This is a genomic window from Psychrobacter sp. KCTC 72983, from assembly GCF_014280455.1.
Taxonomy (GTDB): domain Bacteria; phylum Pseudomonadota; class Gammaproteobacteria; order Pseudomonadales; family Moraxellaceae; genus Psychrobacter; species Psychrobacter pacificensis.
The window spans coordinates 406,651-419,452 of the sequence record NZ_CP060390.1 but is presented as its reverse complement, the minus strand read 5'-3'; the positions used below and the strand labels follow the sequence as shown (position 1 = coordinate 419,452).

Genomic DNA, 12,802 nt, shown 5'->3' with positions numbered 1-12,802 from the left:
TATGTATGAATGAGTTATCACAGCCATTTGAGTCGCTTAAAGTTGTAATACAAGAAGCTACAAAGAGCGATGATGATTATCATAATAACGAAGTACGCATACTTCCAATGGAGCTCGGGCATAAAGTCAAAGTTCATACCGTAAATACCAGCGATGGCGGTTGGTACGGCAAGGATACCCGCCCATGCCGCAAGCTTACGTACGACTTCGTTCTGTCCCATATTGACCATGGCCATATAGGTATTCATGACCACACTTAGCATCTCATTAAGACCATTAATGGCATCCAATGAGTGCAAAAGGTGATCATTCACATCGCGAAAATATGGCTTGGCTGCTTGAGAAAACCCTGAGACTATTTCGCTCTTTTTATGATTGATAAAAAAGCTACAGATGTCTTGCACAGGTAAGATAATGGCACGCATATGTACCAGCTGTGATTTGAGCTGATACAGATTTTTTAATGTGCCTTTATCAAATTCATAGGTGAAGACATAACGCTCTTGCTCACGCAAATATCGTCCCAATCGATCGGTGATCGGCATATAGTTATCAACGATAAAATCGAGTATGGCATGGAGTACAAATATGGGCCCCATGCGTAGCTTTTCTGGGCGACGATGACAGTGCTCGCGTACAGGCGCATAGGAGTTTGACGGACCATTACGAATCGTAATCAGGTAGTTTTTGCCCATAAATATCGCAGTCGTACCATAACGAATGACATTGTCTTCGAGCTTGGCGGTACGTATCACGACAAAGACCATATCGTTGTCGTAGTTCTCTACCTTGGCACGCTGGTGATCGGCAAACGCATCTTCAACCGCCAACTCATGCAGATCAAAAGCGTCTTTGACTTTTACCATGGTTTCTAGGCTTGGGTCGTAAAGACCGAGCCAAATAAACTGACCGTTATTACTCAGCGCACGGCTCACATCGGTAAGTGCCACTTTATCTAGATTTTCGCCTGTTTTTCGCGAATACGCATAGCAATTAACCACTTCATCCTTACTTGATGAATCAATATCTTCATAGCGCTCAGAGTCAGGATCATAGACCGTCATGGTCTCGATGGTATCCTGAGTCGTGGCTTCAGCATCGCCGTAGATATAGCTGTCATCGTCATCTAGGTAGAGATGCCTGTCATTCATATTGGCATAAATGTGGCTCATATTAGAGTCAGGTGCAATGTGAGCCGTTTTTTTGATTAATTGGTTATTGTCGTTTTCCACACACCCTCCTGTCATATAATAAACAGCTGCAAGAATCAAAACTTGTCTTAAGCAAAGCCATTATCATTTGATCGCACTATCTATGAACAACCTTTTACAATGCATAGCTTTTTAGCGTGTCGATATCTACCAATGCCAGTAGGCTCTCGTGGCAAGCTTCTAGTTTTATCTGCGGAGCAATGTCAAAATCTAGTGCTTCGACCCAACGCAGGGCGCAGATACACCAGTAATCACCAGGCTTGAGACCGGCAAAGTTATATTCAGGTAGCGGGGTGATAAGGTCATTGCCACGACTGGCTGAGAAGTTTAAAAACTCGCTGGTCATCTTGGCACAGACGGTATGTTGACCAACATCATGGTTTCCCGTATGACAAAAGCCATTGCGATAATAGCCAGTGATAGGGTCGAAGCAACAGCTGGCAAGCGCTGTGCCTAAGACATTGGTTTGGTTGATGGCAGGGTTTGGATGGTAATCAGATGACATAAGGCTTCCGAGATAAAAATATGTGTTAGTGTACCATGAGTCTGTATTGATGACGCTGCCGTAATCATGCTCATCAGTGGATGTATAACAAAAAATAAACGCTATTGTAGCCTGTCAATGCCGAACTGAATATATGAGTGTCAACGGCTACCTCTACCGTACTAATGAGAAGCACTTAGACAGTAATTAGATGCGGATTGTGGCTAATTGTCACTAGGCGAACCTTGAGTGCTATGCTAAACTAAAGCATAAAGTGCCTTGATTATTGGTCGCAATTTTTTAGCGCATAAAGATACTCGTCTTATCATTCCAAATTATACTTATTACTCACCCTCTTAAAGTTGCCTGGTTTGTTTATAAATAATTGGGTCAATGATGTTGCGCGTTAAAAATAAAAACACTCGGCGTCAATACTTGGTAAAACAACCTTTGAGTACCGCATCAGTACCGCGTTTTTGGTAAGCGATACGCCAAACAAGGATTTATTGTGTCTGTTAGTTCTGATTCTGCAAAATCTGCCCAGCAAAACCCTCCAAATGAAACGACTCAGTCTGCCAAAAGCAGTACTGCATCTAATAGCATGCCGTACTTGAGTAACTTTGGCAGCGATGTTGCCAATAGCTGGCTGTTGCCTGATGGGGTGGTCGATGTCCTGTTTGAAGATGCCCATAAGCAAGAAGTGCTTAGACATCAACTGATTGAGCAGCTTATCACTCATGGTTATCAGCTGGTTTGTCCGCCGATGATTGAGTTTACTGAATCTTTGCTGAGTGATGCATCAGAAGATCTGAAACGTCAAACCTTTAAGATTATCGATCAGTTGACGGGCCGTCTAATGGGCGTGCGTGCTGATATTACTCCGCAGATCTTGCGTATTGATGCGCATCATGGCGGTACGGGTATCGCTCGTTATTGCTATGTCGGTGATGTGATTCATACCTTGCCATCAGGATTGTTTGGCTCACGCACACCATTGCAGCTAGGTGCTGAGATATTTGGCTGTGCATCACTGGCAGCAGATATTGAGTTGATCGATGTGTTGTTTACCATGGTAAATAAACTCAATATAAGTGCAGCGCTCCATATTGATTTGGGTCACGTGGCGATATTTAAGCGTTTAGCCGAATTGGCTGAGTTGCCAGACAGCGCCACTGAGCAATTGATGTACTTATACGCCAATAAAAACCTTCCAGAACTGAAGCGTCTCTGCCGAGACTTACCGATGGGCGATGATTTTTATGTGTTGGCACGCTTTGGTCATGACATTGCAAACTTATTATCTAAATTATCAGACGCAGCTCAACAAGACGATCAAATCGCGGCCGCTGTCGATGAGTTACAACGCCTCAAATCTTATTTAGAAAATCACTGGCAGTGCCCAGTCAGTATCGATGTGACAGAGTTATCAGGCTACCACTATCATACAGGTATCGTGTTCAACGGTTATATTAATAGTGAGACACAGCCGCTAGTACGCGGCGGACGTTTCGACGGTATGCAAAGTCAGACGCAAACACTACGCGCTGCCACAGGCTTTAGTATGGATGTTAGTCGCTTGCTGGCGCATACGCAGCTTGATGCTCCAACCACAGTACTAGTTGATTTTGCTGCTATAAACAATGCCAACGAAGATGAGATGCAGACACTCTTACAACAAGTTGAGAGTCTACGTCAGCAAGGCTATCGCGTTACCATGCCGCTTGACGCACAAGACAGCCCAAATGATGTCACTCATCGCTTGATTTTTGCTGATAATCAGTGGCAGCTACAAACGATTTAATGAGTCATTTGTGAAACACACGCGCATCAAGCACCAGTTATTAAAACGCTATGTTGTTCGTTAGATAAAAAGATACAGTCAATAAAATCATTTTAGTTTTTCAACTGTTATTGCACACACCTCAATACATAAAGGTAAGGATTGATCATGGGTAAGAATGTTGTAGTCTTGGGTAGCCAATGGGGCGACGAAGGTAAGGGTAAAATCGTTGATTTGCTTACCGAAAAAGCCTCAGCAGTAGCCCGCTTCCAAGGCGGTCATAATGCTGGTCACACGTTGGTTGTCGATGGCAAAACCACGGTCTTGCATTTGATTCCATCAGGTATCTTGCGTGAAGGCGTTACTTGCTTTATCGGTAATGGCGTGGTGTTAGCTCCTGATGCATTACTAAAAGAGATGAAAGAGTTAGAAGACAACAACGTACCAGTACGTGAGCGTCTACGTATCTCTCCAAACTGCCCACTTATCATGCCTTATCATGTGGCACTTGATCAAGCTCGTGAAGCCAAGCGTGGCAGCGGCAAAATTGGTACAACAGGTCGCGGTATCGGCCCTGCCTACGAAGACAAAGTCGCTCGCCGTGCGATCAAGCTTGCTGACTTGTTCCGTGAAGATCTAGAAGAAAAACTACGTAACCTAATCGAATATCACAACTTCCAACTGACTGAGTATTATAAAGTTGAAGCGATTGATTTTGATGAGACACTTAAGCTTTGTAAAGAGTGGCGCGATGAGATTAATGGTATGGTTACTGATGTAACTGAAGACCTAAATCAATTACGTCTGGCTGGCAAAAACTTAATGTTTGAAGGTGCTCAAGGTACGCTACTTGATATCGACCATGGTACTTATCCGTTTGTAACCAGCTCAAGCGTAACTGCTGGCGGTGTATCAACGGGTACAGGTATCGGTCCATTGTATTTAGACTACGTACTTGGCATCACCAAAGCGTACACTACGCGCGTTGGTAGTGGTCCGTTCCCAACTGAATTGTTCGATGATGTTGGTGCTCACTTAGCCAAAGTCGGTCATGAATTTGGTGCAACAACTGGCCGCGCCCGTCGCTGTGGTTGGTTCGATGCTGAAGCATTACGCCGTGCAGTAGTACTTAACTCTATGTCAGGTATCTGCTTGACCAAGCTTGACGTACTAGATGGTCTTGAAGAGTTGCTAATCGGTGTAGGTTACAACTTACCTGAGACTGAGTGTGCAGGCGCGCATGATGCTGAATTCTATGAGTCAGTCACGCCTAAGTACGAAACCCTACAAGGCTGGAGCGAGTCAACCGTTGGTATCACAAGCTATGATGACCTACCAGAAAACGCTAAAATTTACATCAAACGTATCGAAGAATTGATTGGTTGCCCAGTTGATATCATCTCGACCGGTCCTGACCGTGAAGAAACGATTGTATTACGCGATCCGTATGATGCTTAATTGGTTATAAAGATATTGTCTGTTTTATTTACAAAACCCTGATGCCAAACATTGGGGTTTTATTTTTGGTAAATAAGAAGATTGATGAGCGGTAAAACCTTGCTCAATTTATCTTTGTGTAAGTTATCGCCATAAATTAATCCTATCATTTATACGCTTAATCATTATATTGACATACTTCCACCACTTTCGCCAAGCTCAAGTGGGGAATTCTAAAAGCATAAGCTCTTAGGTGGCTTTCTCACGAAGGTCACAAGTTTTCTGTTTCAAAGGGCGACCTTTAACGCATCCTCCCTCCGCAGACAAAACGGCATGTCCTGCCGCTAATATATTACGAGCCGCATTAACATCTGCGTTCGTAACATACCTGCATTCGACGCACTCAAAGTTTGCTTGAGTGCGTCTATTTTCCTTGGCAATATGCTTGCATTCAAAGCAGGTTTGGCTGGTGTAACGTGGGTTTACCTTAATGAGCAACCGTTCCAAAAATCTTACTCAAACCTAGCCAATATTGACTATTAGATAGGTTTGACGTTTTCTTTCTGCTTCATTGTCACGCGCTATTTCTCATTTGAGATTTAGACTGACCACGACTCCACAGACTTTTTTAATTGGCGATGGAACTCACCGTCCAATAAACAGGATTATGCAGCTGTTAAAATAACAGTCGCGTTATTTAAAATATTGATGCTGGCGTTGAGGTCACGGTCATGAGAAACCTGACAGTTAGGGCACAACCACTCACGCATTTTCAATGTTAGCTCATCTTTACCAAGGATATGATTGCAGTTTGAACAGGTTTTTGAGCTTGGGTAGAAGGGTCCGACTGATTTCACAACCTTGCCTTGCTCAGTGGCTTTGTAGATAAGCTGTCGCTTAAACTCAAAGAAACCCAAGTCACTGATAGCTCTTGATAGCCGCCTGTTCTTAACCATACCTTTGACATTCAAATCCTCAATCGCAATCACATCGAACTCATTAACCAGACTTGTTGTGATTTGATGGAGAGAATCTTGCCTAATACACCTGATCTTATAGTGCAAACGAGAGAGCTTGGTTTTCGCTTTTTCTCTGTTTTTACTGCCTTTTTTAGTGCGACTGAGCGCTTTGTTTAGCGTTCTTAGTTTTTTAAGGTTTGCTTGAAGTGGTTTTGGCGCTTTAATTTTAGTGCCGTCTGATAAAACCAGTAAGTCGGTAATACCAAGATCAACACCAACGCTTTTACCTGTCTTTTTAGTAGGAATTACAGCTTTTTGTATTTCAACAGCCACACTAACAAACCACTTACCGCCACGTTTAGAGATGGTGGCTGACATGATCTTGCCGTCAAAACGTAAAGCTTCTTTTAAGCGAACCCAGCCCAAGTTTGGGATACGAATGGATTTACCTTTAATGGCAAATTGGTCGTTGGATAAACTGAATCTATCGTCACGGCCTTTTTTACGAGCGGTTGGGTATTTCGCTAAGCCTTTAAAGAAGTTGTTATAAGCATCACCCAACTGCATGATTGCCGCCTGCGGAGCGCATTTGGTCACTTCCAGCATATAGGGGAATAATTCACGCTTAATGGCGTTCAATTCGCGTCTGAGCTTCGCCTGTGAGGGCTTGTTTAGATTTTTAGTATCAACCTCAACGCCTGCGGCCAAACACGCATCACGGTACGCTTTGTCAAGCGCATACTGCCGCTGCCACTCATGCAAAGCCCAGTTGTAGGCTTTTCTCGCCACGCCACAAGCACGAGCAAGGTGATTTGCCTGTACGTTGTTTGGCTTGAGTTCGATAATGTGTCCACGGATCATAATGCTTTTTTAACCGCCTCTATTAATTGTTGGTTTTTCTTGCTGCAAGAGCCGTATAGCCTCGCTGAAAATACGGTGATAATCTCCAATAAATCTTGGGCTAATTCTTGCTCAAAACTCAACTCTTCACCTTGATTGATTATTACCACTTCAACGTCACGAGCCTCACACAACATGAAAACCAGTTCTGCACCAAATCGTAAAAGCCTGTCTTGATGGGTAATTACCAGCCGTTCAACTTTATTGCTCAGTATGTCATCAAGCAGGTCTTTTAAGCCTTTCTTTTTATAATTCATTCCACTACCAAGATCGGTAATCGTCTCAAAAGTCCAGCCTTGCCTGGCACAATAAAGTTCCAAAACTTGAGACTGGCGAAGTAAGTCGTCTTTTTGATCACGACTCGACACACGAGCATAAGCAATGGTTTTTCGGTCTAATTTAGGTGGTGTATTCAAGGAATGCGGTCTGATTTCACTTAAATCATATCGCCTATGCCCGTTTTCGGTTCGCTTGGCGACTAACGTACCATCCTCATCCCAACGTCTTAATGTGGATTGAGCAACCCCGAAATGTTTGGCAGCCTCCCCAATACTAACCAGTTTCCCCATAACTTGCTCTCTATATTATAGATATAATCTATCTATTATAGTAATAAATAGGTAGGTTTGTATATGTTTTATTTAACTGTTTGCAACCCGCCTTGCCATTGTTGCTTGTACTCAAACATATTAACCATCATGCCCCAGCCTTGATCTAAGATTGATTTGTTTAATGCTGATTTGGCTTTGACATGCCGACCTTTTTTCTCCATCGTACCGCTAGCTGATCTCGACATATTGGCGACTTTTAAATCTTCACAGGCAATCATGGCGTGGTTTTTGCTGATCGCGGTAGTGATTTTATGCAAGTAGTCATGGCGAATATTGGCGATGTGATTGTGTAATTTTTGAATCTTACGGTTTTGCCTTTTCCAGTTTTCACTGAACTTTACTTTCTTACTTAATTGACGCTGCAATTTGGCAAGTTTAATTTGATTGGCTTTAAAGCTGTTTTTGGGTTTGATGTATTGACCGTCTGAGGTGGTAATGAGTTTAGTGATACCTAAATCAATACCTATGGCGCTTTTGGAGGGGTGAGTTGGGTTCTCAGATAATGCTCGCTCAGTGCCAAACGACACGTACCAGTGACCTGATTTCTTGCTGATGGTGACGTTTTTAATGGTGCCGATGATATCTTGTGATTTTTTAAATTTTACAAAGCCCACGCCATTAGGTAGTTTGACGCGATTACCTTCAACACGGCAATATTTATCAAACTGAACAAGCCTGATTGAGTCGCAGCCATCGGATTTACGTTTAAATCTTGGCATCAGTTGTCGTAGTTGAATCTCTGTGCCATCACTTAGCTTAAAAAACTTGGGTTTTCGAAACTTCTTTTTGTTTTCTTTGAGCCTAGCATGAACTTTAGGGTCGAAAAATCGTGACCAAGCAGAGGCAAGATCACGTACTTTTTGTTGTAAAGACACAGCATTGGCATGGGTTCTTAAGAAGTCAAAATCAGGATTGTTCTTTAGAACCATGATTTTATTAACCAAGTTGGTGGCATTAATAAATTCATTTTTGGCAAACATCTCAAATGAGATCGCTAGCATTTGATTCCAAACAAAGCGTGCAGAGCCGACAAGATTATTTAGAATAATCTGTTGCTCTGCATTAGGCTCAAGCCTAAATTTATACGCTTTGTTGATTTTCATAACGCCGATTCATTTTTTTTGATATAATATAAACTCTAAAGTTTACAATAATTTATTTCAATATATTATTTGTGTAAAGATATAATATAATAAACGAAACGCTAGGCGAAATTCAATTCCACCCTAACATCAGGTGGAGTCCTTTTTCACGTTTTGATAAGCAATAATTCTGTTTTGGTCTGTCTTGAATTTATATTTATATTGATAAATCATGAACCATTTCAATAAGTCTAAGCCAATATAGTAGTCGGAGATAAAATGAGAGGTTCGTGATAAGGCGACTTCTTTGCTATTTCATTTCTTATTTTAGTTCAATTTTTTAACCCACTCATCCATTAGGAGCTTTTCATGGCTAACGAACGTACTTTATCTATCATCAAACCTGACGCAGTTGCTGGCAACCACATTGGTGCTATCTATGATCGTTTTGAGCAAGCTGGTCTAAAAATTGTTGCCGCTAAAATGCTACAACTTGATGACGAAAAAGCAGGCGGTTTCTACGCTGAGCACGCTGAGCGTCCATTTTACAACGACCTAGTATCATTCATGACTTCAGGTCCAGTATTGGTATCAGTACTAGAAGGCGAAAATGCTATCGCTAAGCACCGTGAAATCATGGGCGCAACCAATCCTAAAGAAGCTGCTGAAGGCACTATCCGTGCTGACTTCGCTAGCAGCATCGATGAAAACGCGGTACATGGTTCAGATTCAGCTGAATCAGCGGCACGTGAAATCAGCTACTTCTTCAATGAAGACGAAGTTTGTGCACGTACGCGTTAATAGCAGCTATTATTTGCAATATTGATTGTTAATAAATAGTATCGCGAGACGGCTTATATCTTATGGGTATAAGCCGTTTTAGCTGTTATATGTAATAACAGTGTCGTTGCTTATTGAAATTCATAGGCGCTTGCCTCATTATTAGATTTACTAGCGTTATCAATCCTTTATCAGCACATTGTCAATATAGATAATTATTTGCATTCTATATAGGACAAATTTTGCGCTCATAACGGATTGCTCAATGCATCATTTAATTGTATAACGACGTTCATGGCTTATGCCAAAAGGTTACCTATTATGTCCACTGTTCAATCACCGATCCAACACACACCCACTAACAAGACGGCTAGTATCAAGATAGTAGATGAGGCGCAGGCCAAGACCAATCTATTAGGGATGACGCAGTCGCAACTTGCCGATTACTTTAAAAGTATCGGTGAAAAGCCATTTCGCTCGACGCAAGTGATTAAATGGATATATCAGCACGGAGTCACTGACTTTGAGCAGATGACCAATCTGAGCAAATCATTGCGGGATAAGTTATCAGCCAATGCCTGCGTTACGCCACCAAAAGTGATTCATCGTCAATATAGTGATGATGGTACGCGTAAATGGGTGTTTGAAGTGACGGGCGGCTCATTGGTTGAGACGGTATTGATTCCAGCGGATGACAGTAAATTAAATGGTCGTAAGACTTTGTGTGTGTCTTCACAAGTGGGCTGTGCGCTAGATTGTAGTTTTTGCAGTACTGGTAAGCAGGGCTTTGAGCGTGATTTAAGCGCTGCTGAGATTATCGGTCAGCTGTGGGTGGCCAATGCCTCTTATATGACTGATAACAATGATAGTCTAGAACACGTTGATCATAGCCTGTGGGAAAACAATGTCACCAACGTGGTCATGATGGGCATGGGTGAACCATTATTAAACTATAAACCAGTGGTTGGCTCAATGGAGCTGATGCTGAGCGATCACGCTTATGGACTATCAAAACGTCGAGTGACCTTGTCAACCTCAGGCGTGGTACCTAAAATGTACCAACTAGCACAAGATATCGATGTAGCACTGGCTATCTCACTGCATGCCCCCAATGATGAACTGCGTAATGAGCTGGTGCCAATTAATAAAAAGTACCCGCTAGAAGAGCTGATTGCCGCTGCAAAAAACTACGTCTATGATGTCAATCCGCGTCATAAAAAGCACGTCACGATTGAGTATGTGATGCTTGATGGTGTCAATGATAGCAATGAGCATGCTCATCAGTTGGTCGTGCTATTAGAAGGGCTACCAAGTAAGATAAATCTTATTCCGTTCAATCCGTTCCCACATGCGTCGTACGATAAGTCAAGCAACAACCGCATTCATGCGTTTAGCAATATACTGAGTGAAGCTGGGTTTGTTTGCACCATTCGTCAAACACGCGGTGATGATATTGATGCCGCTTGTGGTCAATTGGTCGGACAAGTGGCTGACCGTACCAGACGCTCGGCTGCATGGCAACAAAGCATCAAAGATCGTGAAAATGTTTGATACGTTTTGCATATGACAGGATAAATATCCGTCTGTTCTAAAAGAAGCTTAGCTGTCTTTTATCTGTCGCAACGGTAATGAAAATGTATCAATAACGGTCAAGATTGAAGAACATAGCAATTAATAACAACTAAATTGTACTTATAGGGGCTAAATCTATTAAACTGATGCCTCGAAGATCGAATGCATTGAACCACAGTTTTATGATGGCGGCTATGATGACTTCTAAAAATTTTTATCAGTTGGTAGAGCAAAAACCATTTTTTAACCTTTATAAAAAGGCAGGTGTGGTGACGAACCGAGTCACTGCACCGAAGTGCGCATTACTGGCTGCCGCACTCGCATTATCATTGCTAAGTGGCTGTCAGAGTACACCAAACAATGACTTGTCAGGCATCGCGCCTTATCAGACATCCACGAAGCCCAGCGGTGACCGCAACTTAGATCAGCAAGAAATTGCTCGTGTACGTACCTCACTTGCTGCACAATATATCCGCAAAAATGAGCTCGATACGGCGCAGCGTCAACTCGAAAAAGCCTTTGCTGCTGATAGCCGTTACGCGCCAGCCTATGATATGATGGGCGTTTTGTTGCAGCAAGAAGGCAGCCGCATCAATCTTGCAAAAGCCGATCAGTACTTTAAAAAAGCCATCGCGCTGGATAAAGACTTTGTGCAAGCACACAATAATTACGGTGTTTATTTATCACAGATGAAGCGCTATCGTGAGGCGGCAGAGCAGTTTGAGATTGCAGGCGCCTCATTAGGTTACGAAGGCCGTATCGGTGCGTTAGAGAATTTAGGGCGTACATACCTTCAGTTGGGTGACAATAGTGCCGCTGCTAAAGCGTTTTTGCGGGCCCTAGATGGCAATCGCAATAGTATTATTGCTCATATTGAGCTGGTAGATTTATTGCTTGAGCAGCAGCGAGTACCGCAGGCTCAGCGCTTGTATGACGAGACCTTGATATTGGTACAAGGGCAGGGCATCAGTCCTAGATTGCTCCTACAAGGTATCAAACTTGCGGCAGCACAAAACAACATTACAACTCGCCAGCAATTGGCACAGCAGCTTTTATCCGCTTATCCATTGAGCGACGAAGCGAAACAACTTAAGACTTGGCTTAACAATCCAGAGGCACCATGGAAATGATCACCCCATCATCAAACACTCAATCTAACGCTCAGGGATCATTTGGTGCCACGTTGCAGCAAGCCCGTAAAACGAAGCAAGTCAGTTTAGAAGAGGCAGCCGCCGAGTTATTTATCTTAAAACGTCATCTAGAAGCACTAGAGAGCGAAAACTTTGCTGAATTACCGCAAGCGGCATTTGCTCGTGGCTTCGCTATTAACTATGCCAAATATTTGGGCCTAGACTCAGCCAAAATCGCGAGTAGTTTTGATGCCGCTTACCCCAGTGAACTCAAAGCCAAATCGGTCAATAATACTGATACACCATTGCAACCAATGGGCACGCTGCAACGCGATACACACAATCGCATTCGTTTTAATCCGCTATTGATCATCGGTGTGATTGGACTCATTATCTTGGCAGTATTTTTATTCCGTATGGTGAGTAATGCGAGTAAAGAAAATAGCCAAGAGCCTGTCTCTACTGTTGAAGATGTATCTGCTATTGAGCAAGCGCAAGGGGCTGCGATTAGCAATGATGCAAGTGATATCGGTGCGTCTGGCTCTGCGTTGAATTTAGGTGCTGCCAGTGCAGATACGGCTTTTTTAAACGTGAAGTTGACCGATAATGCTGTGGTTAGCATTACGGATGCATCGGGTAATAGTCTCATCAGCGGTTCACAAACGGCAGGTGACTATGACCTATCAGGTGTGCCACCATTTAGTGTACAAATTGATAATATCGATAATGTTAGCTTGATGCTCAATCAAGAAACGGTTGCTTTAGATACTTATGCAACGGATAAGCAAGCTACCTTTGAGCTAGTACCTTAGTCATCATTGGCCTCTTATCGAGCATGATTACTAGCGTTTAATAA

At 42.8% G+C, this 12,802-nt stretch carries 10 protein-coding genes and 2 pseudogenes; 6 read left to right on the top strand and 6 right to left on the bottom strand.

The features are described 5' to 3' along the window. Nucleotides 1–17: 17 nt before the first annotated feature. Both corA and PSBA01_RS01665 read right to left on the bottom strand, forming a co-directional pair. The gene (corA, locus tag PSBA01_RS01670; RefSeq protein ID WP_416383513.1) at nucleotides 18–1,172 is read right to left on the bottom strand and encodes a magnesium/cobalt transporter CorA; all 1,155 of its coding nucleotides are present in this window, start codon (nucleotides 1,170–1,172) and stop codon (nucleotides 18–20) included. A 154-nt stretch (nucleotides 1,173–1,326) separates the two neighbouring features. Continuing rightward, complete coding sequence (locus PSBA01_RS01665; protein ID WP_058024362.1) at nucleotides 1,327–1,716, bottom strand: DUF2237 family protein; 390 nt, start codon at nucleotides 1,714–1,716, stop codon at nucleotides 1,327–1,329. Between the two features lie 487 nt (nucleotides 1,717–2,203). Between PSBA01_RS01665 and PSBA01_RS01660 the strand changes: the two genes are divergently transcribed. Together PSBA01_RS01660 and PSBA01_RS01655 are read left to right on the top strand one after the other, a co-directional pair. After that, nucleotides 2,204–3,496 (top strand): ATP phosphoribosyltransferase regulatory subunit, encoded by a 1,293-nt coding sequence (locus PSBA01_RS01660; RefSeq protein ID WP_186474869.1) that lies wholly within the window; start codon nucleotides 2,204–2,206, stop codon nucleotides 3,494–3,496. Between the two features lie 147 nt (nucleotides 3,497–3,643). Beyond that, the gene (locus PSBA01_RS01655; RefSeq protein ID WP_186474868.1) at nucleotides 3,644–4,933 is read left to right on the top strand and encodes an adenylosuccinate synthase; all 1,290 of its coding nucleotides are present in this window, start codon (nucleotides 3,644–3,646) and stop codon (nucleotides 4,931–4,933) included. Nucleotides 4,934–5,161: 228 nt separating this feature from the next. On the opposite strand, the pseudogene PSBA01_RS01650 reads toward PSBA01_RS01655, so the two are convergent. The 4 genes and pseudogenes from PSBA01_RS01650 to PSBA01_RS01635 form a co-directional block, all read right to left on the bottom strand. Beyond that, nucleotides 5,162–5,410 (bottom strand): annotated as a pseudogene (locus PSBA01_RS01650) (zinc ribbon domain-containing protein); the annotation flags it as partial. 167 nt (nucleotides 5,411–5,577) lie between these two features. After that, entirely contained in the window at nucleotides 5,578–6,732 is a 1,155-nt protein-coding gene (locus PSBA01_RS01645) for an RNA-guided endonuclease InsQ/TnpB family protein (RefSeq protein ID WP_093071385.1), read from the bottom strand. Continuing rightward, nucleotides 6,729–7,340, bottom strand: coding sequence for an IS607 family transposase (locus tag PSBA01_RS01640; RefSeq protein WP_058025651.1), 612 nt, complete (start codon nucleotides 7,338–7,340; stop codon nucleotides 6,729–6,731). The genes PSBA01_RS01645 and PSBA01_RS01640 overlap by 4 nt, the downstream gene beginning before the upstream one ends. 83 nt (nucleotides 7,341–7,423) lie before the next feature. Continuing rightward, a pseudogene (locus tag PSBA01_RS01635) lies at nucleotides 7,424–8,485 on the bottom strand (RNA-guided endonuclease InsQ/TnpB family protein); the annotation flags it as partial. Between the two features lie 348 nt (nucleotides 8,486–8,833). Here PSBA01_RS01635 and ndk point away from each other — a divergent pair. The 4 genes from ndk to PSBA01_RS01615 all read left to right on the top strand — a co-directional run bounded on the left by ndk (nucleotide 8,834) and on the right by PSBA01_RS01615 (nucleotide 12,758). Continuing rightward, nucleotides 8,834–9,265, top strand: a complete 432-nt coding sequence (gene ndk / locus PSBA01_RS01630; protein WP_058025095.1) for a nucleoside-diphosphate kinase — start codon at nucleotides 8,834–8,836, stop codon at nucleotides 9,263–9,265. A gap of 300 nt (nucleotides 9,266–9,565) precedes the next feature. After that, nucleotides 9,566–10,795 (top strand): 23S rRNA (adenine(2503)-C(2))-methyltransferase RlmN, encoded by a 1,230-nt coding sequence (rlmN, locus tag PSBA01_RS01625; protein WP_186474867.1) that lies wholly within the window; start codon nucleotides 9,566–9,568, stop codon nucleotides 10,793–10,795. Between the two features lie 215 nt (nucleotides 10,796–11,010). Then, on the top strand, nucleotides 11,011–11,946 hold the full coding sequence (pilW, locus tag PSBA01_RS01620; RefSeq protein WP_227517153.1) for a type IV pilus biogenesis/stability protein PilW: 936 nt from the start codon (nucleotides 11,011–11,013) through the stop codon (nucleotides 11,944–11,946). Then, nucleotides 11,937–12,758 (top strand): helix-turn-helix domain-containing protein, encoded by an 822-nt coding sequence (locus PSBA01_RS01615; RefSeq protein ID WP_323970149.1) that lies wholly within the window; start codon nucleotides 11,937–11,939, stop codon nucleotides 12,756–12,758. The genes pilW and PSBA01_RS01615 overlap by 10 nt, the downstream gene beginning before the upstream one ends. The last annotated feature ends 44 nt before the right edge of the window (nucleotides 12,759–12,802 follow it).